The organism is Vreelandella neptunia (genome assembly GCF_022489065.1).
Taxonomy (GTDB): Bacteria; Pseudomonadota; Gammaproteobacteria; order Pseudomonadales; family Halomonadaceae; genus Vreelandella; species Vreelandella neptunia_A.
The window spans coordinates 119,929-141,982 of record NZ_JAKVTW010000006.1 but is presented as its reverse complement, the minus strand read 5'-3'; the positions used below and the strand labels follow the sequence as shown (position 1 = coordinate 141,982).

Annotated in this window: 20 protein-coding genes; 13 read left to right on the top strand and 7 right to left on the bottom strand. The window is 52.8% G+C overall.

Features of this window, described 5'->3' with window-relative positions:
* Window positions 1-2: 2 nt before the first annotated feature.
* On the bottom strand, window positions 3-503 hold the full coding sequence (gene tpx / locus MLE19_RS10720) for a thiol peroxidase (RefSeq protein ID WP_240718177.1): 501 nt from the start codon (window positions 501-503) through the stop codon (window positions 3-5).
* Between the two features lie 151 nt (window positions 504-654).
* Here tpx and MLE19_RS10715 point away from each other — a divergent pair, with 151 nt between their 5' ends.
* Window positions 655-1,371, top strand: a complete 717-nt coding sequence (locus tag MLE19_RS10715) for a glutamine amidotransferase (RefSeq protein WP_240718176.1) — start codon at window positions 655-657, stop codon at window positions 1,369-1,371.
* 3 nt (window positions 1,372-1,374) lie between these two features.
* Here MLE19_RS10715 and nfi read toward each other — a convergent pair whose 3' ends face one another.
* The 3 genes from nfi to MLE19_RS10700 all read right to left on the bottom strand — a co-directional run bounded on the left by nfi (window position 1,375) and on the right by MLE19_RS10700 (window position 4,194).
* The gene (nfi, locus tag MLE19_RS10710) at window positions 1,375-2,061 is read right to left on the bottom strand and encodes a deoxyribonuclease V (RefSeq protein WP_240718175.1); all 687 of its coding nucleotides are present in this window, start codon (window positions 2,059-2,061) and stop codon (window positions 1,375-1,377) included.
* Window positions 2,062-2,199: 138 nt separating this feature from the next.
* A complete protein-coding gene (locus tag MLE19_RS10705; RefSeq protein WP_240718174.1) occupies window positions 2,200-3,915 on the bottom strand; it encodes a DEAD/DEAH box helicase in 1,716 nt (571 codons plus the stop codon).
* Between the two features lie 90 nt (window positions 3,916-4,005).
* Entirely contained in the window at window positions 4,006-4,194 is a 189-nt protein-coding gene (locus MLE19_RS10700) for a hypothetical protein (RefSeq protein ID WP_240718173.1), read from the bottom strand.
* Window positions 4,195-4,415: 221 nt separating this feature from the next.
* On the opposite strand from MLE19_RS10700, the gene MLE19_RS10695 reads away from it, so the two are divergent.
* Both MLE19_RS10695 and MLE19_RS10690 read left to right on the top strand, forming a co-directional pair.
* Window positions 4,416-4,613, top strand: coding sequence for a CsbD family protein (locus MLE19_RS10695; RefSeq protein ID WP_240718172.1), 198 nt, complete (start codon window positions 4,416-4,418; stop codon window positions 4,611-4,613).
* 67 nt (window positions 4,614-4,680) lie between these two features.
* Window positions 4,681-5,163 (top strand): PRC-barrel domain-containing protein, encoded by a 483-nt coding sequence (locus tag MLE19_RS10690; RefSeq protein WP_240718171.1) that lies wholly within the window; start codon window positions 4,681-4,683, stop codon window positions 5,161-5,163.
* A gap of 95 nt (window positions 5,164-5,258) precedes the next feature.
* Here the strand turns inward: MLE19_RS10690 and MLE19_RS10685 are convergent, their stop codons facing one another.
* Complete coding sequence (locus tag MLE19_RS10685) at window positions 5,259-6,251, bottom strand: glutathione S-transferase family protein (RefSeq protein ID WP_240718170.1); 993 nt, start codon at window positions 6,249-6,251, stop codon at window positions 5,259-5,261.
* A 98-nt stretch (window positions 6,252-6,349) separates the two neighbouring features.
* Window positions 6,350-7,267, bottom strand: a complete 918-nt coding sequence (locus tag MLE19_RS10680) for a LysR family transcriptional regulator (protein WP_240718169.1) — start codon at window positions 7,265-7,267, stop codon at window positions 6,350-6,352.
* A gap of 438 nt (window positions 7,268-7,705) precedes the next feature.
* On the opposite strand from MLE19_RS10680, the gene MLE19_RS10675 reads away from it, so the two are divergent.
* Window positions 7,706-9,433: a peptidoglycan DD-metalloendopeptidase family protein gene (locus tag MLE19_RS10675; RefSeq protein ID WP_240718168.1), complete on the top strand. Its 1,728-nt coding sequence runs from the start codon at window positions 7,706-7,708 to the stop codon at window positions 9,431-9,433.
* 106 nt (window positions 9,434-9,539) lie between these two features.
* On the opposite strand, the gene MLE19_RS10670 is transcribed toward MLE19_RS10675, so the two are convergent.
* The gene (locus MLE19_RS10670; protein WP_240718167.1) at window positions 9,540-11,174 is read right to left on the bottom strand and encodes a L,D-transpeptidase family protein; all 1,635 of its coding nucleotides are present in this window, start codon (window positions 11,172-11,174) and stop codon (window positions 9,540-9,542) included.
* A 107-nt stretch (window positions 11,175-11,281) separates the two neighbouring features.
* On the opposite strand from MLE19_RS10670, the gene MLE19_RS10665 reads away from it, so the two are divergent.
* The 9 genes from MLE19_RS10665 (at window position 11,282) to MLE19_RS10625 (ending at window position 21,991) form a co-directional block, all read left to right on the top strand.
* On the top strand, window positions 11,282-12,004 hold the full coding sequence (locus MLE19_RS10665; RefSeq protein WP_240718166.1) for a murein L,D-transpeptidase catalytic domain family protein: 723 nt from the start codon (window positions 11,282-11,284) through the stop codon (window positions 12,002-12,004).
* Window positions 12,005-12,174: 170 nt separating this feature from the next.
* Window positions 12,175-13,305: a CZB domain-containing protein gene (locus MLE19_RS10660; RefSeq protein WP_240718165.1), complete on the top strand. Its 1,131-nt coding sequence runs from the start codon at window positions 12,175-12,177 to the stop codon at window positions 13,303-13,305.
* Window positions 13,306-13,416: 111 nt separating this feature from the next.
* Window positions 13,417-14,436 carry a patatin-like phospholipase family protein gene (locus tag MLE19_RS10655; protein WP_240718164.1) on the top strand — a complete coding sequence of 340 codons (1,020 nt, stop codon included), beginning with the start codon at window positions 13,417-13,419 and terminating at the stop codon, window positions 14,434-14,436.
* 370 nt (window positions 14,437-14,806) lie between these two features.
* On the top strand, window positions 14,807-16,159 hold the full coding sequence (locus MLE19_RS10650; protein ID WP_240718163.1) for a NarK family nitrate/nitrite MFS transporter: 1,353 nt from the start codon (window positions 14,807-14,809) through the stop codon (window positions 16,157-16,159).
* Window positions 16,160-16,251: 92 nt separating this feature from the next.
* The gene (locus MLE19_RS10645) at window positions 16,252-17,541 is read left to right on the top strand and encodes a nitrate regulatory protein (protein WP_240718162.1); all 1,290 of its coding nucleotides are present in this window, start codon (window positions 16,252-16,254) and stop codon (window positions 17,539-17,541) included.
* A gap of 103 nt (window positions 17,542-17,644) precedes the next feature.
* The gene (locus MLE19_RS10640; protein WP_240718161.1) at window positions 17,645-18,331 is read left to right on the top strand and encodes an SDR family oxidoreductase; all 687 of its coding nucleotides are present in this window, start codon (window positions 17,645-17,647) and stop codon (window positions 18,329-18,331) included.
* Between the two features lie 143 nt (window positions 18,332-18,474).
* On the top strand, window positions 18,475-19,467 hold the full coding sequence (locus MLE19_RS10635) for an LLM class flavin-dependent oxidoreductase (RefSeq protein WP_240718160.1): 993 nt from the start codon (window positions 18,475-18,477) through the stop codon (window positions 19,465-19,467).
* 23 nt (window positions 19,468-19,490) lie between these two features.
* Window positions 19,491-19,985: a GNAT family N-acetyltransferase gene (locus MLE19_RS10630; RefSeq protein ID WP_240718159.1), complete on the top strand. Its 495-nt coding sequence runs from the start codon at window positions 19,491-19,493 to the stop codon at window positions 19,983-19,985.
* Window positions 19,986-20,326: 341 nt separating this feature from the next.
* Window positions 20,327-21,991, top strand: a complete 1,665-nt coding sequence (locus MLE19_RS10625; RefSeq protein WP_240718158.1) for a methyl-accepting chemotaxis protein — start codon at window positions 20,327-20,329, stop codon at window positions 21,989-21,991.
* The last annotated feature ends 63 nt before the right edge of the window (window positions 21,992-22,054 follow it).

The window sequence follows — 22,054 nt, the reverse complement described above, 5'->3', positions numbered from 1 at the left end:
AATTAGTTTAACGCTGCCAACGCGGCTTCGTAGTCCGGTTCGTTTTTCAGCTCGCTGACGAGTTCGCTATGCAGCACGCGGTTATCGGCATCCAACACCACTACCGCGCGGGCACATAGCCCCTCCATCGGGTTATTGCACAGCGCTACGCCCCAGGCTTCACGAAACTCTGGATGACGGAAAGTAGACAATGTTTCAACGTTGTCCAGCCCCTCTGCTCCGCAGAAGCGTTTGGCTGCAAAAGGTAAGTCCGCCGAAACAACCAATACCACGGTGTCAGCAAGATTCGATGCCAGCTCGTTAAAGTGGCGCGTCGACATCGCACAGGTGGGCGTATCCACACTGGGAATAATATTGAGCACCTTACGCTTGCCTGCGTAGGTCTCTAGCGTGACATCCTGTAGATCAGTGTTGGTAAGCGTCATCTTAGGTACTGATTGACCTTTAGCAGGCAGTGTGCCAGCCACATCCAACGGTTCGCCCGCACGGGTAATTTGTTGCATTATTGTCTCCTTAACATCGTTCATAATGAATGCTTTCTTACCAGCTCGTTCTGACCAGCTAAGAAGCCATGATAGGCTATCTTCACGCCTTTACGCTCTTCCTTAAAGGCCTTTGTTTAATGTCTGCGTTTCATCCTACCGAGGGAGTGATATGGCCTGTGTATTAATCGTTAAAACCGGCGACGCCTATCCAGAAATCGTCGACCAGCACGGTGATTTTGAAACGCTATTTGAAAATCAGCTTAACGCGGCTCTGCCAGCGCATTTAAACGTTCAAGTGTGGGATGCGAGACGCAACCCTACTGCGCCAGCCCTCGACACCTTAGCAGGCATATTGATCACCGGTTCTCACAGCATGGTCAGTGATGCCGAGCCCTGGAGTGAAGCGCTTAAACCGTGGCTGCAAGAAGCGTTGGCAAACGATACCCCCATGCTGGGCGTTTGCTACGGTCACCAGCTCATGGCGGCCGCCTTTGGTGGCGTTAGCGACTATCACCCCGCTGGCCGCGAATCGGGCACACATACGGTGCGGCTGACTCAGGCTGGCCAACGAGACCCGCTGTTTAGCCAATTACCGGAAAGTTTTGCCGCACATCTTTCCCATGCGCAATCGGTAATGCAGACGCCTCGTGACTGCACCGTGCTGGCCCACAATAGCCACGATGCCCATCAAGCGCTGCGCTACGGATCACGCCAGTGGAGCGTACAGTTCCACCCTGAGTTCAGCGTGCCCGTCATGCGCGCCTATATAGAGCGCCAACGCGCCGCGTTGCGCGACCAAGGAGAAAACCCTGAAAGCCTCTCGGCAGAGGTGACGGAAGCCCCAGAAGCAGCCAGCCTGCTGCAGCGCTTCCTAGCCTTTGTATAGCCCCTACTTACGCTGATCGCGTCGCGACGCTAAGCGATCGGCAAGCCGCGTTGGCTCAGGTAGTTTGGTGCGCCCCAGGCAGCGCATCACCCAGGTAAGCGAGGTCTCCAAGGTGATGCGGTGCCCAGGCGATACATAGACAGGCTTGACCTTGGCGCGTGAGCGTAACACGGCCCCAATCGTCTCGGCTCCCGCGTAAAGCGGCATCCAGTCACCGCGCTGTTCACCCACCTCAGCGTGTTGGCCATACAGGCGTGACTTGGCAATGCCTATCGTGGGCAAATCCAGCCACAGCCCCAAGTGAGCGGCGACCCCTAAACGACGCGGGTGGGCAATTCCCTGGCCGTCTACCATCACCAGTTCGGGCCTCACGCTGAGTTTTTCGAACGCCCCCAGCGCCGCCGGAATTTCACGGAACGAAAGCAAGCCTGGAATGTAGGACATGCGGGTGGGCTCACGGTGAACCACTTGCTCAACCACGCTTAAATCGGGTGCGGTGGCAGGATCCCATTTCAATACCACCACCGCTGCCCGAGTAATTTCGCCACCCTCTTCGAACCCGATATCCACCCCGGCAATATGCGTTACCGGCGCAAGGCGATCAGTAAATTCCAAGCGTTTAGCCAACGCTGTTTGCAGCGCCCTCGCCTCTCTGGGCGCAAGATTCCATTCGTGTAGCGGTGCGGGCATTTCATCCTCCTTGAACGCCGATTAATGGTAAATAAGGTAGCAAAAAAACGCCCCCGCACCAGTAAAGGGGCGGGGGCGTTTGAGATTTTCTCAGCTGCCGCCTGGCGGCAACTGATTAATCCTTACGTCGATGAAGACTTAAGCGCGTTCGCGACGACGAACCGGCGCATCGCCTTCATCACGACGGCGGCGCGGTGCGCGCTCAGCCGGTGCACTGTCTTCGCTGATTTCCAGCGGACGACCAGCCACACGGGCACGTGCCATCTTAGCCAGAATCGTTGAGGGCAAGCCGCTCGGCAGCTCTACAACAGAGAACGCGTTGCGGATATCGATACGACCGATACGCGCGCCTTCAATGCCGCCTTCATTGGCAAGGGCACCGACTAGCTGACCCGGCTTAACGCCATCTTTATGACCAACGGAGACGCGGTAACGCGTCATGCCTTCGGTCGGGCCGCTAGTACGTTCGCGACGAGCACCCGGCTTACCGGCAGGTGCGCCATCACGTGAGGGCTTCTCTTTGCGCGGTGCCTGTAGACGACCAATCGGCGCTTCGTCAGCGCGAGCCATAGCGGCAAACGCACATGTCAGCTCGATCGGGTCATGGCCTTCTTCGATCAAACGCTCAATCAGAGCACGCTGCTCTACTGCGCCTTTGGTCAAGGAAGCAATCACGCGCTGATGGAAGACTTCATCGCGGTGGGCACGAATAGCGGCTTCATCGGGTAGCGCCATTTCAGTCATTTTCTGACCGGTTGCCTGCTCCATCCAGCCTACTTTGCGGCCTTCACGGAAGCCTGCAAACGTGATCGCGATGCCGCTACGACCCGCACGACCGGTACGACCGATACGGTGGGTGTAAGCTTCTGCATCTTGCGGCAGATCATAGTTGATAACGTGCGTAATACGCGACACGTCAAGACCACGCGCTGCTACGTCGGTAGCGATCAATACGTCTACCTTGCCACGCTTCAAGCGGGTAATGGTACGCTCACGCAGGCTCTGGTCCAGGTCACCGGACAGGCCAGCGGCGTTAACACCACGAGCCGTCAATTGCTCAACGAGCGTGGTACAAGCAGCACGGGTACGAACAAAGACGATGGCACCATCGACCGGCTCGACTTCGAGAATACGCGCAACGGCTTCAAGCTTAGCGCCGCCATCAACGCGCACAATACGCTGTTCGATGTTTTCGCCAGTGGTCGTACCTGACTCAATCGCGACTTTAACCGGATTAACTAAGTAACGGTTAACAATACGCTCAATTTCAGCCGGCAGTGTGGCCGAGAAGAACACGCGTTGAGCATCTTTCGGGGTATCGGCAACCACGCGTTTTACGTCGTCGATAAAGCCCATGCGCAGCATTTCATCAGCTTCGTCCAGCACTAGAGCAGAGAGGCCATCAAGCTTGAGGCTGCCGCGATCCAGGTGATCGATAATACGTCCTGGGGTGCCTACTACTACTTGCGCGCCACGCTTAAGGGCACCTAGCTGTTCACGGTACTCTTGACCGCCACAAAGGGTCGCTACTTCGAGACCTTTGAGGTTTTGGCCATACTTACTAAAGGAGGCAGCGACTTGCTGAGCTAGCTCGCGAGTCGGCGCCATGACTAACACTTGTGGTTCGCGGCGAGTCAGTTCTAAACGTGACAGTAACGGTAATGCAAACGCTGCGGTTTTGCCGGTACCCGTCTGGGCCTGGCCCAGCATATCGCGGCCTTCAAGCAGCGCAGGAATGGTTTGTGCTTGAATCGGCGAGGGAACGAGGTAGCCCTGTGATTCAACAGCAGACAGAACGGCAGGCAATAGAGCAAGATCGCCGAAGCTCGGCGAGGCGACAGAAGTCGAGGTCATTAATCACACCTTGGTAGGCCGGCAAGTACCGGCAAAAAACATCATAAGCGTCCCTGACTCTGTTATCGCATAACGTCAAATAAATGGACGTTATAGAAAACAGGCACCGCCGTAGCGGTCATAGCCATCAATGGAGTCTGAGACGCCGGTCGCACCTAGCATCCGGTTGGCAAACACCGCATTTGCGGGCCAATCGTTGTGGCGACCTTCTGCGCCGATTTCACCCGTGTGGTGAAATACTGGAGGCGCGCCATCTACACAGCAATGAACATCTAGCAATTGGCGAGATGTTCCCGCAAGCGAAGCTACGAATAACTATACGCTTACCGTCGTGATGGAGGGGTCAACACATGCGAGGAGCGCGCATCCTAACATCGCATCTGGCTTCTGACCAGCACTTTCTAACTTGCACCACAATGAATCAGGGGCTTGCACTTGTGCATATTTCGTCTAACCTAAGAAGTGCCTTATTAAGTTCACTACTCTCAAGGAGCGACGCGATGAACTGGGATCAGATTGAAGGCAAATGGACTGAAATGAAGGGTAAAGCTCGTTCTAGCTGGGGCGAACTGACCGACGATGAGCTGGATCAAATCGGCGGCAAGAAAGATCAACTAGTAGGTAAGCTTCAGCAAAAATACGGTTTAGAGCGCGAAGAAGCAGAGCGTAGAGCCGACGACTGGGCTGACAAGCAGTAGCTATCTACTATTTACAGCAACTATCTATAGTCACCTATTATTTAACGTAGCCACATGGAGAGATGCTATGCGTAAGACAATTCTCACAACAGTAATCGGCACAGCACTAATGGGAAGCTTTGCCATGAGCGCTCATGCTCAAAATGAGCCTCAGGGTATGTATTCTGCCGATGATATCCTTGATGCAGAGGTTTACTTTGCTGGTGGTTCCGGTGAAGAGATTGGTGATGTCGATGACATCTTGTTTGATGAAGAGATGAAGATCACTGCGCTGGTTATTGAAAGTGGTTCCGTTCTTGGTTTAGGCGGTCGTGAAATCGTCGTTGGAACTGATTATTTCACTCTTGAAACCAGCACTGAAAATGATGGTGATACAGAGCACCGCATCATGGTTGATGCCAGTCAGGAAGAAGTAGAAGCTTTCCCTGCTTACGATAACGACTGGTGGGAACAGACCAAAGCTAACGCCCGCGATGCTTGGGAAACTACCCGTGATGGCGCGCAAAGCGCTTGGCAGAGTACACGTGATGCAGTAAACGCCGACGAGTAATGGCTTAAGTGTCACTACTTATCACGATATATAAAGCGTGATCTAAAGGGCCGCCCGGATGGGCGGCCCTTTTTGATACTTGCTTGTTCGATTAATCAATGCCGACGGACACCTCTTGCAGATAAACGCTCACGGTCGTGAGGTCGCTCAAAATCGAGCAACGGGCCAGCAGGTACGATGCGTGTTGGGTTAATCGTATCGTGGCTATAGTAGTAGTGGCGCTTGATGTGATCCATGTTGACGGTCTCCGCCACTCCCGGCCACTGATAGATTTCTCTCACGTAATTAGAGAGGTTGGGGTAATCCTCTATACGTTTGAAATTGCATTTGAAATGACCGTAGTAAACCGCATCAAAACGAACCAGCGTAGTAAACAGACGAATATCCGCTTCAGTTAACCACTCGCCGGCTAAGTAGCGATGCTCTGATAAACGCGACTCCATACGCTCCAGTGCGTCAAACAGCGCTTTCACATGCTTTTCGTAAACCCCCTGCTCGGTCGCAAAACCCGATTTATAGACCCCATTATTGATGTGGTCGTAAACATCGGCGTTCACTTTATCAATCACGTCGCGCAGATCATCTGGATAAAAGTCCAAATCATTGCCGGTGAGCTCATCGAAGGCATGGTTTAACATGCGCAGCAAGTCAGCAGACTCATTGTTAATAATGGCACTACGCTGCTTGTCCCAAAGCACTGGCACGGTAACACGACCGGTGTAGTGAGGATCGGTCTTGGTGTAGAGCTGATGGTGAAAGTCGACGCCGTTAATGGGGTCACCGCTGGCACCTTCATCCTGCCGGTAGGTCCAGCCTTGGTCGAGCATTAGCGGACTCACATGGGAGGTGCCCATCAATGGCTCAAGCCCTTTCAGTTTACGCATGATAAGAATGCGATGTGCCCAGGGACAGGCTAACGATACATATAGATGGTAGCGGTCTTTCTCTGCGGGATAGACGTCGCCGTCTGTCTCTGGCTCGACGCCCACCCAGTCGCGGAGTTGGGCTGATTCTCGTACAAACTCGCCGCCGTGTTTTTTAGTGTCGTACCACTGATCTTGCCATTCGCCGTCTACAAGTAGTCCCATGGGGCGTCTCCTGAAAAATTTTAAAGGTGTTTGGCTTGCTGCCTTACTTTTTCTCAGCATACGCCCGCTTCAAGGATGCTCAAGCGGATGTTTTACGGTCATTCATTCGAGTGAATCGAATCATACAACGCACACTCGCTGACAACGGCCTGTTTTAGTGCGGCGGCCATCGCATGGGCCGCTGGTCCTGCACGATCCCGATCACGAAAAATCATCTGCATGGGCACTTCTCGAATGCCTCCTGCAGGCAGTGGAAGAGGCTTTAGCTGGCCATTTTTTAACTCTTCGCCAATACGCGTCTCGGGCATCCACGCAAATCCCAAACCACGCCGGAGCATATCAAGCGACGTATTAAGGTGGGTAACGGTCCAGCGCTGCTCCGCTTTTAACCAGCCCGAATTAGTCGATTGGCGCAGCGCTGAGTCGCGCACTACCAACTGCCGATGCTGAGCCAAGTCGCGCAGATCCAGCGTGCGGCCCAACTGGTGAAGGGCGTGCTTAGGATGCGCGACGGCAACAAAGCGAACCGTTACCAGTGGTTCACCTAAGAAGCCCTGCGCCTCAATACCCGAAACCACTAAATCGGCGCGCCCATCATTCAGCATTTCAATGCCACCGTTGAGCACACTCTCGTGCAACTGAACACGCACCTGTGGGTAGGTTTCTGAAAAGCGCTCTAGCGCCTTAGCCTGCGCGGCGGCAGGGAATATCTGGTCAATGGCGACTACCACTTCCGCTTCCAAACCAGCGGCGAGCCGAGTGGCCACATCCTCAAGCGAGGCCGCGCTTTCAATTAACTGGCGCGCACGGCGAAGCAGCAACTCCCCCGCTTCGGTTAAGCGAACCTGGCGCCCGATGGGCTCCAGCACCTGAACACCTAACTGCTCTTCTAATTTATGGACGGCATGGTTCAATGTAGAAGGGCTTTTGTGTACAGCTTCCGCCGCACGCGCAAATCCGCCATGATCAACCACAGCGGCCAACATTTGCCATTGTGAAAGTGTTACCCGGGACATTTCGATTTCCTCAACGCAATACAGCGAAACAATGCGCTTAATATTCGAAAAAACACGACTAGAATGCCAGGAAATGAACTACAGTTCCGCCCATAGGTATAAAAACCCTGTTAAAAGCTATTAATAGCGGGTATCAACGGGCGCATTCAAACAAGAAGAAGACATATTTTTAGACATTTATTGTATTTATACTTTAAAAAAATCAATTATCGTCTACCATAGATTCAGGTTATTTAATTAGCACGCTTAATCGGTTACATTTGTTAGCAAACGGTGTTTATAAATTATATTCTTTGCTTATTATTGCCATATTTCTGTTTAATTAAATTTTATGTATAGATATACAGTCTATGCACCCCTGCCTTCATGGGGTATGGTTTCCGGGTTTATGCACTCTTATAGTTAATTTTAATCACGAACTCGGCGGTCCATTTACTCATGTTGCGAATCCTCCATTCGCTGCCCCGCACGCACAAATTATTACTGTTACCCGTGGCCACAATGGTCACTGTGCTGGGCACACAGAAGTTACTGACGACATACCAAGATTTAAATCAATCCTATACACCGCTTGAAAGCGTGCTGGTACCGCTTCCTAGCGACTCTGCTCCGGGTGTTCCTTCCCTGCGTCAAGAACGCACCCCGGTGGCAGAAGCGATCGATCGCGCCTCTCGCGCCCTCGACGCCACCCGCGAAAATATTCCCCTCAGCGAATTAACAGCCACCGAGATCGTTGATCTCGATATGAACGTCATCGCCACTGCAGAAGCAAGTATGGCGGTTCAAACCGCTGCTAATGAAGATGTCACGGTGCTTAATGCCGCAAAATTGGATACACCAGCGCTTAATAACGCAATGTTAAGCAGCGCTGGGCTTGATGATGGCGCCCTGCATATGGCCATTGTGCTGGGCACTCTCTCCAGCGGTATGCTGGATGTAGACAACACCTCTTCGGTTGAAATCGCTGACGCCACCTCCTATGAGGATTACGGCGTTGAGCTATTTGATGACATCTCATTCTTGGAATTAGAACTAGCAGCGGAAGAGCCGTTTGTTCCCGAGTGGGAAACGCACATTGTTGAATCTGGCGAAACCTTCGCCGTGCTGGCGCAAAATGAACTTGGCCTTGGTTACAGCGAAGTGCTGGCCCTGCTTGACGACTTGCCCGACCAGCGCATGCTAACGAACTGGCGCGCCGGGCACAGCTTTGACTATCAGTTAGATGAAGATGGACGCTTACTGTCGCTGCGCATGATGAAAAATACCCGCGACGGCATATTGCTGGAACGGGATTCAGATCACTTCGCCATTACCACGATCGAACGCCAGGGCGAACCTGTTCAACGCCTTTACGCGGGTAGCGTTAGCGGTAGTTTCGCACGCTCAGCCCAGGCGACTGGTTTAAACAGTGGGTCGGTAACGGAACTGACAAAGTTACTTGAGAAGAAACTCGATTTTCGTCGTGACAGCCGCCGTGGCGACCGCTTTCAAGTGCTGGTTGAGTCGGACATGATCGACGGTGAAACACTTGATTCACGCGTACTTGCGGTGCATTACAATGGCGAACGAATGGATCTCACCGTTGTTCGTAACGCCACCGACGATAACTTTTATACCCCAGAGGGTGGTAGCCTAGACCCAGCGTTTGCTCGCCACCCCTTTGAGGGCAGCTACCGTTTAAGCTCCAACTTCAATCCACGCCGTAAGCACCCCGTGACTGGCCGTATTAGTCCGCATAACGGAACCGACTTTGCCATGCCGATTGGCACGCCCGTAACGGCTCCCGCCAACGGAGTTGTCGAACGAGTGAGCAATCACCATGCGGCGGGGCGCTATATCGTCGTTCGTCACGACAATGGCTACCGTACTCGCTACCTGCACCTCTCTCGCCCACTGGTAAGCCAGGGTGAACGTGTAACGATGGGCGAGCGTATCGCGCTGTCAGGCAACACTGGCCGAAGCACCGGCCCGCACCTGCACTACGAAGTCATCGTCAATAACTCCCCGGTGAATGCGATGACCGTCGACCTTCCCGAAAACACCAGTTTAAGTGGCGATACGCTGATTGCATTCCAGAGCCAGGCAGAACCTATTTTAGCCGCGCTTGAAAGTGGCGAAACAGGCCCGGTGAGCGTGGCTAACTACCAACAGGAAAGCGACGATTAGACACCTGTTTTTCATTCGGTATTAAACTGCAAAACACCGCCAATTGGCGGTGTTTTGCGTTGTCTGAAGCTATTTTATTTGTGCACGTTAACGAGTATTAAACCCCCTAAACCGGACGCTGTAACGCTGCCAGCAGTGTTGCGTCACGGCGATAAATGTCAGGCCTAAACTCTACCTCTCCCAGTTCATTGGGCCAGGCGGTTAAGTAGTGAAGCGCAACAGGAATACGCTGGGTCAGGCTTATGTTGCGGTCACTCCCGCCGCTTAACAGAGTGCTCATCTGGTAACGACTACCAGTATCTTGGAGCAGCATTTGCGCCAGCTCAGCGACGCCTTCGACCCGAATACAGCCTGAACTAAGCGCGCGCTGGTCACGTTGAAACAGGCCGCGTGCGGGGGTGTCGTGCAAATAGATCATATCGTCGTTGGGGAACCGCACCACGACTCGCCCCAGCGGATTGCCTGCACCCGCCACTTGGCGCAACATCACGCTGCCAGGGCGCTGCCAATCGATCTCCTCGGCTACCAGCGGCTCACCAGAACTACTGATCACCTGAATATTTTGACGCGCCAAGTAATCGATATCTGCCCGCACGCGGGGTAACACATCCTCACGCATGATCGTTGGCGGGATGGTCCAGGATGGATTAATCGTCAAATGGCTAATAGTGGAGTGAATGATCGGCGTTTCGCGACGCGGCGAGCCTACCACCACTCGAGCATCCCAATGCTGACCGTTAGGGCGAATATAGTGCATACGGTACCCGGCTATATCGACCCACACCCGTGGCTCGGCAGCCTGCATTGGCCGGATCCACCGCGCGCGTTCTAGATTGACGCGTAGCTGATCGATTCGTGATGCTACGGTGGTATTCAAAGCTTGCCGAGTTTGCTCACCCACCACGCCGTCTTCCTGGAGTAAATGTCGGCGCTGAAAACGCTTTACGGCGGCTTCAAGTGAGACATCAAAAGCACGTCGATTGGATCCTGTCTGTACGCCAATTAACGGATAAGCGCTGCTATCAGCCATCATTAAGTCAGCCTCACCCCACAAGGCCAATCGTTGGCGCAGCACGACAACGTCGTCGGCTTCATCGCCTGGTCGAAGAGATTCATCTCTAGCGGCTAAGTAGGGTGCGCTGCCCAGAGTGGCCAATTGATAATGCTGTTTTAAGGCTTCTCGCAACTGCTGATATTCAGCTGATGAAGGCCTGGCTAACGCGATAGCGTTATCTATCTCGCGATCCTCAATCGCATGCACAACCCGCAGCATCGAGTAGCTGGTTTCCGTACGTGGCGCATCCCACTGGGGCTCCACATCACGAGGGTTTACCTTGCCGCGCTGTAAATGATCCAGCGCCAGCAATAGTGAACGAGTGGCCTTAATATCGAACGTCGCTTTCGCTAAATCGTCGTTTGCTTGGCTGCGCTGAAACTCTTCAAGCAAGGTGTCGGCATGATAATCTTCCGGCACCAAGCCATCGTTTTCCAAGCTGTTTAGCGCCTCGACCAAAGACTCAACCGCGACTACTGCTTGCCAAGCCGGCTGGCCATCACGCAGTTGATAAAACTCATCAATGGGCAGGCGATGCGCCTCTGTAACGTTTAACTGTTGGCCCAACGCCTGTTGCAATGGGAGTGAGTCCGCATATACATTGCTTATGCCTAAAGGGCCGTGGGTAAACGTTAGACACAGGGCAACGCCTATTGCCCAGTGTCGTAACGGCTGTATCTGATTCATCGCCCTCTCCTTGCGTTACTATAGGCTTCCACACCAGCTGGCCTCTCTTTTTATCTTAGCCAGCTACTCTTTATCATGACTTATTATGACTTGCGGGACCGATTTATATGGCTCTTAAATTAAATATTGCCACGTTACTATTTTCCCTGCCTTTACTATTATTTACATTACCTCTGCAGGCTGCCAGCTTCTTTGCCCAAGTGGCTTCAACGCCACCGCTGGGCGTGCTGCCTTTACACCATCAACTGCAGCAACTAGCCCCCCAGGCAACACCTGCTGCACTGCGTTTAGCGGCTCAGGCCCTTAACTGCGCCGAACCCAATGCAGAGCGCCTCGCGGTGATCGATTACTCACTGCCGTCTACCGAGCCACGCCTATGGGTATTTGATTTGCGCCAACATAAGCTACTCTTTGAAGAGCTGGTCTCCCACGGTCAGGGGTCAGGAGATGCACAAGCAGAGACGTTTTCAAATACGCCCGACAGCCATCAGTCCAGCATTGGCTTATTTCGCACCATGAATAGCTATTATGGGCGCAACGGTTACTCACTGCGCCTGGAGGGGCTTGAGCCTAACGTAAATGACTTGGCGTATGAGCGTGCCATTGTGATTCATGGGGCTGACTATGTGAGCGACGCGTTCATCACTCAAACGGGCAGACTCGGGCGCAGCCATGGTTGCCCAGCGGTGCGAGAAGACGTTACTTATCCGCTGATCGATAGCCTCAAGGAAGATCAATATGTGTTCGCTTATTATCCCGATGCCGAGTGGCTCGCTACTTCAGCGTTTTTAGGCTGCACAGCCGCCGCTGCGCAGCTTGCTCGACGCTGATGTTATCCAGACTCTTAATAAGAATAACGTTAACAACTTCATTCTCGAAAGCAAACAACAGCTGAATTTCATCATTTAAAGCAGCTAAATCAGGCGTACCAAGGAACCCTCTGCAATACTTCGTGACAAATTAACACAAAGTTTTGCTATCTGCCGTAGGTGTCTCCGCCATGTTCACCTTTATGCATCCGTACCAAAAAATTCGCCGCCTAGAGCAGGAAGTCGCAGAGTTGCGCGATCAGCTTGAAGCCGCCACGCCCTCCCCAAGCTCCCGACTGTTGAGCCTGATGAAACCGTCACAATCCATTGGCATGCTGCAAGCGAGAGGAGCGGATATGCTGGCCTCGCTTAATCTCGGCATTCAAGAGTACGCCGACCAGCTTGCCGGTGAGCGTGCCACCCTCACGGAGACGTTTAATCTGATTGCCGCCGCCGAGCAAGCCGTTAATACGGTTGATCAGCGTTGCCAGGATCCTGAGCATACCGAAGCGCTACCCATCTCGCCGTTAGTCCTCGCTAAAACGCTGCACGCTCTCAGCCAGCTGCAGGTAGCGCTTGCTCGCAATGCTGGCCACGCGCAATCGTTAGCGGTTAGCACAGCGCTCGAAACAGCCCATAGCCAAGGCCTGCTTGAAAGCGCCGATTCTGCGAGCCAACCCTCGCCAGGATTAGCAGCCATCGCCGATGACGTTCACCGCCTAGCGCTAAATATGCACCAACTAAGCCATCAGCTAAGCCAACTGATGGAGCAGATGAATAGTCAAGTAAGAGCTCACTCGCAAGCGGCAGTGAAAAAACGCCAGGCCGATGATGAAACTGCCCTCACGGCGCATGCTGCCAAGCAAGCAGTTCATAAGCTCGCTGATCAAGCCCAGCATATGCATAAGGTCATTCACCACAACGCCACGGCTGCATTTTTGCACTCGGCGAAGCTTGATCATGCGGTGTGGAAATGTCGTCTTTATAAGCAGTTATTATCTGCAAACACGGATGCACCGCTGGAAGACCATCATCAATGCCGCCTAGGCCGCTGGCACTACCAGGGCGAAGGTTACCAGCGCTATGCGCGCACCGAAGCTTATCGAGCCTTAACCGCGCCGCATCGCCGCATGCACGAAAGCGGCGCTGAAGCGCTTAAATTTGCCCGGTTAGGCGACCGCAACGGGCAGTTGGCTGCATTAGGCGTCATGGAAGAAGCCAGCCAGCAGCTAGCCCTTCAGTTGGACAACCTGATGGAACACGCCATGTTTGAGGCGCCCTACTCGACCAGCCTCCACTCACCCTTAGCGGGGTCACCTTGAGTGCTCACCGCTTAGCTGTCTGCTAAATAGCCTTTCGTCTTCTCTGCCTGCCTATGCCATGCTGGTTTCAGTGAAACTACTTTCCTCACCGGTCGCAATGGGAAACAGCATATGGCACAGGTCAAAAAGCTAGACCTCGCGTTACAAGGCGGCGGCGCCCATGGAGCCTATACCTGGGGCGTGATTGATCGCCTTTTAGCGGATGATCGCATTGAAATTGAAGGCATCAGTGGCACCAGCGCAGGGGCAATGAACGGTGTGGTGATGGCAGATGCGCTGACACGGGGCGATAAAGACACTGCACGACAAGCACTCCACGACTTTTGGCAAGCCGTCAGCCGGGCAGGCATGGCAAGCCCGATCCGACGCTCACCCATGGATATACTGACTGGCAACTGGAGTCTGGATAACTCGCCCGGTTTTATTGCCATGGACCTGATAAGCCGAGTGGCTTCGCCGTATCAACTCAACCCGCTTAACATCAATCCGTTACGCGATATCGTCGCCAACCACATTGATTTTGAGCGGGTACGACAATGCCAACAGCTTAAGCTGTTTGTAACAGCCACTAACGTGCGGACGGGGAAACAGCGCGTGTTCCGCCGTGAAGAGATGAGTGTTGACGCGGTGATGGCCTCAGCTTGCTTACCGTTTATGTTCCAAGCGGTGGAAATTGACGGCGAGGCCTATTGGGACGGCGGCTATATGGGCAATCCCGCGCTGTTCCCTCTCATGGAAGAGTGCAGCGCAAGAGATATTCTGCTGGTACAAATTAATCCCATCAGCCGAGATGAAGTCCCTACCTCGGCATCAGCGATTATGAACCGGCTCAATGAGATCACCTTTAATTCAGCGCTGATTAAAGAGATCCGTATGATCGCGCTGCTTAAGCACGCGCTCGATGAGCAGGGTATAGAAAACTGCTACCAGCAGGCACTTTTTCACCGCATTAGCGGGGAGCTGGCCCTAGAGGGGCTTTCTGTCTCCAGTAAATCCAATTCAGAGTGGCCATTTTTATGCCATCTTTTTGAGCAAGGCCAAGCCGCAGCTGAACGCTGGCTAGGGGAACATTTCGATGCACTTGGCGAATACTCCTCTCTCGATATTGACGCTGTCTATCTTCATGAGTAACGCCCAGCGTCAGCGCGGGTTATGCGAACAGCGATAACAATCGAATGCTTAATGAGTATATCTCTTTAGCACCAACATGCCGCAGAGCATGAACAGCATGCCCAATTATGCAGCATGCTCGCGGCCTACCTTCACTCAAAAAAACCAAATAAATAAATTAAGATTATGATTTTTAAAATTAAACATCCAACTGGCAAATTACCTGCATAACTCCTATCAGTGGTGGTAGGCGTGGACCAGGCCCAACTGGGTACGAGTGCGTCGAGCCTGACCTTCAATGATGAAGGCATGTTCTCGTCAATTGTTTGCGCGGCGCTCATTTTTGCGCTGCGTAGCGATCAACTCGTTTTATGCCCCGTGAGGCCAACCCATGGACATACGCAATAAAGCCAACCGCATTCGACTACTCAACTTCTCTACACCGCAAATGCGCGCTTTCCACTTCTCGTGGTTCGCGTTTCATATCTGTTTTTTTGGCTGGTTTGGTATCGCCCCCCTCATGGCGATCGTTCGCGAAGATCTTTCACTGACGCAAACACAAATCGGCAATACCATTATCGCGTCGGTAGCGATTACCGTGATTGTGCGCCTTGCCATTGGCGTACTGTGCGACCGCATCGGGCCACGTAAAACCTACACTGGCCTGCTGCTATTAGGCGCTATTCCCGTAATGGGCATTGGTTTGGCCAATAGCTTTGAAACCTTTCTCCTGGCGCGCTTAGCCATTGGCGCTATCGGCGCCTCCTTCGTTATAACCCAGTACCACACCTCGATGATGTTTGCCCCCAATGTGGTCGGCACTGCCAACGCTACCAGCGCAGGCTGGGGTAACTTAGGCGGTGGTACCACACAAATCCTGATGCCGCTGATCTTCTCAGGCATGTTGATGCTGGGCGTAAACGAAGCCTTTGGATGGCGCTTGGCGATGATGGTGCCTGGCGTCGTGATGTTCTTTACCGGTATTGGCTACTGGTTCTTCACGCAGGATGCACCCAACGGCAATTTCAGCGAGCTGCGCGCACGCGGCGAGTTACCCGAGGCCACAGGTGAAAACGGCGCAAAGCAGAGTTTTCTGGCCGCCGCCAAGGATATTCGCGTTTGGGCACTGTTCGTTGTATACGGACTCTGCTTTGGCGTAGAGCTGACCATTAACAATATCGCGGCCATCTACTTCTTTGATAAATTTGATCTCACCCTGGCTACCGCGGGCCTAATCGCTGGCTTATTCGGGCTCATGAATATTTTTGCGCGTACCCTGGGGGGCGTTTTCTCGGATCTGTTTGCCAAACAAGGCGGCTTGAAAGGACGCGTTCGCTGGCTGTTTATTGCCTTGATTTGCGAAGGGATTGCCCTGGTGGCGTTCTCACAAATGCACGTACTAAGCCTCGCGATTGGCATCATGCTGGTATTCAGCCTCTTTGTGCAGATGGCGGAAGGGGCTACCTATGGCGTTGTCCCCTTTATCAATAAAAAAGCGTTAGGGGCAGTTGCTGGTATTGTTGGCGCTGGCGGTAATGTGGGCGCAGTAGGCGCAGCCTTTTTGTTCCGCAGCGAAAGCCTTACCTATCAACAAGGGCTGTTCTATTTAGGTCTTACGGTGCTGATTTTGGCCTCCTGCGTGTTGCTGGTGCGCTTTAGCGATGCTACCGAAGCCGAAGAGGCCGAAGCCTACCGTGATGCCGTTGGTGATGACGTAGGCGCTGGCGCACTGTCGTTGCGTTAAGCGCTTTCCAGTACACTTCAATCACTCCCCTCCAGCTAATCAGCAGAGCGGGAGTGTTCATTTTAGGCGGCGAGTCACCCAAGGAAATTTCTATGTCCTCAGCGCAGCAACTGCTTCTAACCGCCATCCGTTGCGATATCGACAACCTTACCCACTTAGCCACCACCGCCGATATCGTCGGAGACATTAGCCACTTTATTCATATGCTCCAGCGTGAACGGGGAGCATCGACGATATACCTCGCCTCTCAAGGACAGCGCTTCAAAACTCGCCGCGACACTTATCGGCAAAACAGTCAGCAGGCAGAGACGTTAATGCGCCAACGCTTGGAAGCGCTCAGCCAGGAGGCCCGCCCTCAAGCAGCCGCCCGCTTACTGCGCCGAATTGCCGCCGTTTGGTATGCACTCGATGAACTAGGCACGCTGCGCCGGGCCATTGATACCTTTGCCATCTCCCCTGACGCGGCAACTCAAGCGTTCAATCAACTGACCAGCGGGCTGCTGGCCATTGTATTTGAAGCGGCTGACACCTCTATTGATCCCGACATTACGCGCACGCTGGTCGCCATTTTCCACTTAATGCAGGGCAAAGAGCTGGCTGGCCAGGAGCGTGCCTGTGGCGCCTTTGGCTTTACCCATGGGCACTTCGACGAGCCCCACCGAGCCCTGTTAAACCAGCTAATGACAGATCAACAGCGCTGCTTTGACACCTTTGTAGAGTTTGCGACACCCGAAGCGCAGCAGGCGTGGCAAAAAGAGCTTTCACCGCGCACGCTATCGGGCATTTGCCACCTGCGCGATATCGCTTGCCAGCGCTCGCAGGCAACGCAATCACCGCCCAAAGAGGCACCTGATAAGCTGGGTGAAACCTGGTACGAACTGACCACCCTGCGTATCGACTCAATGAAAATGGTTGAAGATTCGCTAATCTCACAGCTGAGCGTACTTTGCCATCGTAAAATCGCTCAGGCACAGGATGCTTTAGAGAAAGCTAAAACGCAGCCTTTCACCTATGTACCTGCCCCGTGCGAACAACTACTAGCGCTTAATGATGGGCAACCATTAGGAGACTTGACCGCTAACGCTCTAACCTCGCCGCTGGGGCGCTCGCTGATTGAGCTGACCCAGGCACAAGCAAGCCGCTTACAAGGCCTTAGCGATGAGCTTGAAAATACCCGCAAAGCACTCCGCGAACGCAAACTCATCGAGCGTGCCAAGGGCCTTATTATGGCCCATCAGGATATGAGCGAAGAAGAGGCCTACCGGTTCCTGCGTAAAACCTCGATGGATCAAAGCAAAAGCATGGCGGATATGGCCCAAGCAATTTTGGACCTTTCAGCGATGCTACAGCGCAAAGAAGATGGCCACTTCCGCTCGCGGTAAATTAGCAGAGCCTTAACGCGTAAGTTAGGTGTATGTTTGCAGGATGCCATCACCTTAGCCATGCTAAAGGCTTACCTAAGTCAGCGAGCAAGGAGTGCACACCATGAATAACAGGGTGCTATTGATTACTGGCGCATCCAGCGGTATCGGCGCAGCTACCGCCCGAGCAGCCTCGCGCGAAGGTTACAAACTGGTATTGGCCGCTCGTTCAAACGAAAAACTCACCGCCCTTTCTCAAGAGCTGGGGCCGGAAAACGTATTAACCTGCGAGCTTGACGTGACCCATTTAGAGCAGCAGCAGGCAATGGTTGAACAGGCACTTGAAACCTTTGGTCGCCTTGATGCTATCTTTGCCAACGCTGGTCGTGGTGGCTCGCCCGGTGGGTTTAGTAGTGCTGACCATGAAGCATGGCGTGAGATGATTCTGACCAACATTTATGGCGTTGGCCTGACTATTCAAGCCTGCTTACCCGCCTTAAAGCGTAGCAAAGGTCATGTGTTACTTACCGGCTCCGCAGCAGGTCGCACGACGATCCCTGGATCAATGTATAGCGCCACTAAGTGGGCGGTCACCGGAATTGGCTATAACCTGCGCGAAGAACTACGTGGCACCGGCATGCGTGTGACGCTAATAGAGCCAGGAATGGTCGACACGCCCTTCTTTGATGAACCACCCGAGCATGCGCTAGAAGACCGCGACATCGCCAATGCGGTGGTTTATGCGCTTTCACAGCCTGCCCATGTCGACGTTAATGAAATTCTTATCCGCCCCACCCCGCCCTTAGAGTAAAACCATCATTCCACGTTTACACCGCCAATATCTGCATGGCTGACACCTTGCAATTCATCTGCACTGACCGCATAACGTGTAATTACCAAGCGCGCTAAGTAATTTTTCACTATAGCGCCCACGTATTAACTTGCAGGTGAACCATGAGCCAACTCGCTTCCACGGCGCTTTCCGTTCTTGATCTGGCCCCTATACGCCAGGGCGGCAGCGCCGCTGAGACTTTTCGCGACAGCGTTGAGCTTGCGCAATTAACCGAGCGGCTAGGCTATACCCGTTACTGGCTGGCCGAGCATCACAACATTGCTGGCATCGCAAGCGCTGCTACAGCGGTGCTGATCGGTCATGTCGCTGGGCAAACGTCGACGATACGTGTGGGCAGTGGCGGCATAATGCTGCCTAACCATCCACCGCTAGTGATTGCCGAGCAGTTCGGCACGCTGGAAACACTCTATCCCGGCCGTATTGACCTGGGTTTGGGTCGCGCTCCCGGCTCGGATGGCGCCACGATGCAGGCCATGCGCCGCAACGCCCACGCTGGCGTAGATGACTTCCCTCAACTGCTTAATGAGCTTAGCAGCTACTTAGAGGATGCCGACCCTCAGCAGCGGGTAAAAGCCGTTCCTGGTCAAGGTACCCATGTGCCTATTTGGCTACTGGGCTCCAGCGGCTATAGCGCGCAACTGGCAGCAAAACTAGGCTTGCCCTTTGCATTTGCAGCGCAGTTTGCGCCGGGCTATTTATTTGAGGCGCTGCGCTTATACCGTGACAACTTCCGCCCTTCTGAACACCTAGATAAGCCCCACGCCATGGTCGGCCTGCCCGTGATGGCGGCTGAAAGTGATGCGATGGCGCACTACCTGGCCACGACCGCACAACAGAAATTCCTCAACCTTATTCGCGGCAAGCCAACACAGTCACAGCCGCCGGTTGAACAACTCGATTGGTCACCCGTTGAACAGGCTCAGGTCAGCCAATTTTTAGGGGCCGCTATTATTGGCGGACCAGAAACAGTCAAAGCAGAGCTTGAGGAGTTCCAGGCACGCACTGGTGCGGATGAGCTAATGATTAACAGCGATTTTTATAATCATTCTGATCGGCTACGCAGCTACGAAATTGTGGCAGAAGTCGCTCGTTAATCGCTTCGCTTTAAAGGACACTTATGAGTGCACTCGCGTTTTCTACAGTAACGGATGACGACTTTGCTGCTTTTTGGCCAACCTTCCAAGCGATTGTCACAGCGCAAGAGACCTATGCGTTTGATCCAAATATCAGCTTTGAAGCGGCCCAGCAGCTCTGGTGTAAATCGCCTAACGCCAGCGTGGTGGCCAAAGATGAAAATGGCCAAGTGCTGGGCGCCTACTACTTAAAAGCCAATGCGGCAGGCCCCGGCGACCATATCTGCAATTGTGGCTATATGGTAACGCCCGCCGCACGCGGGAAAGGCGTAGCACGTGCCATGTGCGAACATTCCCAGCAGCGGGCTCGCGAGCTAGGTTTTCTAGCCATGCAGTACAATGCCGTAGTGGCCACCAATGAAGTCGCCGTCGCCTTATGGCAAAAGCTTGGGTTTAGCATCGTGGGTACCGTGCCTAACGCCTACCGCCATGCACGCCTGGGCTTTGTCGATACTTATGTGATGTATAAAGCGCTTTAATTAAACTGAAGCCCTAATCATAAGCAGGCTTCATCGCCTGCCTTTTTCAACGCTACAAAAGGCAAAATCAAATATAGGTAAAAACCCTTACAATCAAGAAGCACTAACAACTTACAAAAAAACCAAATTCACAACATCTTAACCCGCCCTAGTAACGCCAATTTTACATAAGAAACATAATAAAACAGTTTTCTTAAAAGCCTACATATTATATTAAAAACAAACGTTTAAAAAAACAGATCAGCAGTCAATTATCTTGTAAATACCATCAGCAATCCATTGTTACCCTTTAAAACCCGCATTAACGCCAATAAAGGCGTTGGGGCTTTAAAGGGATGTATATGCAAAAAATATCAGTAAAAACCCTGATTACGGGTGCGTTAATTTCGCTTCTGATAATGCTGACAGGCGTTGGCCTGCTTGGTTACCTAGGGGAGCGAGAAGCAGCCTTGCACCTTGATGAAATCAATCAAATCAGCGCTCAGCAATCTAGCGCCGCTGCCCGTGCCGAAGCGAACCTCATGGAGATGCGCGTTAGGCTTGAGCGGCTCGCACAATATTATGAAAATGGCTCAGAGGAGAGAGCTGCTGATGCACTTGGTTTTGCGATAGAGAGCCTAGCTGTTGCTGATACGCGAATGGAGGCACTCAATAGTGTAGAAACCACGCCCGAGATGGAACGTTATGCCTATTTGGAGGCCATCAACACCGCTTACTCAGCCATTACCAATACTCAGTTCAGGCAAGACCTACAGGCCGGCGATTACCGCGAACTTATTAATTTTAAAGATAATATTGACAACAATTTTTTAACTTTTGGGGATGCCATAGGTAACTTTAATCGCTATGCATTGGAGCGTGGTGAAGAAGTTACTCAGAAAACCTCAAGGGATAGCCAAATACTCGGCATTACCGTCGGCGTGCTTATAGCGCTTGCATTGATCATCTATGCCGTTATGCAAACAATCATTAACCGGCAGCTTATTTCCCCGCTCCAGCGTGCTGTGCAAATTTGTGAAAACATCGCCAAGGGAGACCTAACCAGCTCCATAGAAAACCGTGGCAGAAACGAAATTGGTCGTTTATACAGCGCGATGGACGATATGCAAGAGCGCTTGGAAGATATGATTGGCACGTTAAACCAGAGCAGTGAAGCCGTGGCCAGTAGCTCTAAGCAAATTGCTAGCGGTAGTGAGGACTTAGCATCACGGACGGAAGAACAGGCAGCAGCGCTTCAGCAAACCGCCGCGAGCATGGATGAAATCTCATCCATTGTACGCCAAAACGCTGACACTGCCGGTCAAGCACAGGAACTCACCCAAGATGCAGCACAGCAAGCGAATAATGGCCAACAGGCATCTGAGCGCACCAGCCTGTTAATGCGTGAGCTGGAAGAAACCTCCCATAAAGTACACGACATTGTTCAAGTCATCGATTCAATCGCCTTTCAAACCAATATCTTGGCATTGAATGCATCGGTGGAAGCTGCCCGGGCAGGTGAGCATGGTAGAGGATTTGCAGTGGTAGCCAGTGAGGTTCGTTCATTAGCAACCAAAACCTCCAGCTCGTCAAAAGAAATACGCGAGATGATTGAAGATATCTCACAGCGTATTGCCATGGGTGCAGAGCAAGCAGCAAAAAACGGTCATGATATGGCCGAGATCAATGAATCCATCTTCAAAGTCACTGAAATGATGCAGGCGCTGGCGCTGGCTGCCAAAGAGCAAGAATCAGGTATCAGTCAAATCAGTACGGCAGTCTCTCAGATGGACTCGGCGACTCAAGAAAATGTGTCGTTGGTGGAAGAGACCAGTACTGCGTCAGCCTCGCTGCAGGATGAAGCCACGCGGCTTGCCGAGTTAGTCATGACGTTCAAACTGAAACGCTTAATTAAAAATAACTCGGCAAGCCCTATTATCGCCAGCCCTCAACCTGCTTTCGCCTCCACTTCCGCTTATCCAAAAAAAAATAGCGTTAGCACCTCGCCAGATCGGGAAGAGTTTTAGCTGTAGCAAAAGGGCTTCTGTTAATAGTCGACATGTCTCGGGTCAGCACTGCTGGCCCATTTT

Bases quoted from the DNA above. Each gene is read 5' to 3' on its own strand.
- tpx (WP_240718177.1), bottom strand. From the start codon at position 503: ATGCAACAAATTACCCGTGCGGGCGAACCGTTGGATGTGGCTGGCACA.
- MLE19_RS10715 (WP_240718176.1), top strand. From the start codon at position 655: ATGGCCTGTGTATTAATCGTTAAAACCGGCGACGCCTATCCAGAAATC.
- nfi (WP_240718175.1), bottom strand. From the start codon at position 2,061: ATGCCCGCACCGCTACACGAATGGAATCTTGCGCCCAGAGAGGCGAGG.
- MLE19_RS10705 (WP_240718174.1), bottom strand. From the start codon at position 3,915: ATGACCTCGACTTCTGTCGCCTCGCCGAGCTTCGGCGATCTTGCTCTA.
- MLE19_RS10695 (WP_240718172.1), top strand. From the start codon at position 4,416: ATGAACTGGGATCAGATTGAAGGCAAATGGACTGAAATGAAGGGTAAA.
- MLE19_RS10690 (WP_240718171.1), top strand. From the start codon at position 4,681: ATGCGTAAGACAATTCTCACAACAGTAATCGGCACAGCACTAATGGGA.
- MLE19_RS10685 (WP_240718170.1), bottom strand. From the start codon at position 6,251: ATGGGACTACTTGTAGACGGCGAATGGCAAGATCAGTGGTACGACACT.
- MLE19_RS10680 (WP_240718169.1), bottom strand. From the start codon at position 7,267: ATGTCCCGGGTAACACTTTCACAATGGCAAATGTTGGCCGCTGTGGTT.
- MLE19_RS10675 (WP_240718168.1), top strand. From the start codon at position 7,706: ATGTTGCGAATCCTCCATTCGCTGCCCCGCACGCACAAATTATTACTG.
- MLE19_RS10670 (WP_240718167.1), bottom strand. From the start codon at position 11,174: ATGAATCAGATACAGCCGTTACGACACTGGGCAATAGGCGTTGCCCTG.
- MLE19_RS10665 (WP_240718166.1), top strand. From the start codon at position 11,282: ATGGCTCTTAAATTAAATATTGCCACGTTACTATTTTCCCTGCCTTTA.
- MLE19_RS10660 (WP_240718165.1), top strand. From the start codon at position 12,175: ATGTTCACCTTTATGCATCCGTACCAAAAAATTCGCCGCCTAGAGCAG.
- MLE19_RS10655 (WP_240718164.1), top strand. From the start codon at position 13,417: ATGGCACAGGTCAAAAAGCTAGACCTCGCGTTACAAGGCGGCGGCGCC.
- MLE19_RS10650 (WP_240718163.1), top strand. From the start codon at position 14,807: ATGGACATACGCAATAAAGCCAACCGCATTCGACTACTCAACTTCTCT.
- MLE19_RS10645 (WP_240718162.1), top strand. From the start codon at position 16,252: ATGTCCTCAGCGCAGCAACTGCTTCTAACCGCCATCCGTTGCGATATC.
- MLE19_RS10640 (WP_240718161.1), top strand. From the start codon at position 17,645: ATGAATAACAGGGTGCTATTGATTACTGGCGCATCCAGCGGTATCGGC.
- MLE19_RS10635 (WP_240718160.1), top strand. From the start codon at position 18,475: ATGAGCCAACTCGCTTCCACGGCGCTTTCCGTTCTTGATCTGGCCCCT.
- MLE19_RS10630 (WP_240718159.1), top strand. From the start codon at position 19,491: ATGAGTGCACTCGCGTTTTCTACAGTAACGGATGACGACTTTGCTGCT.
- MLE19_RS10625 (WP_240718158.1), top strand. From the start codon at position 20,327: ATGCAAAAAATATCAGTAAAAACCCTGATTACGGGTGCGTTAATTTCG.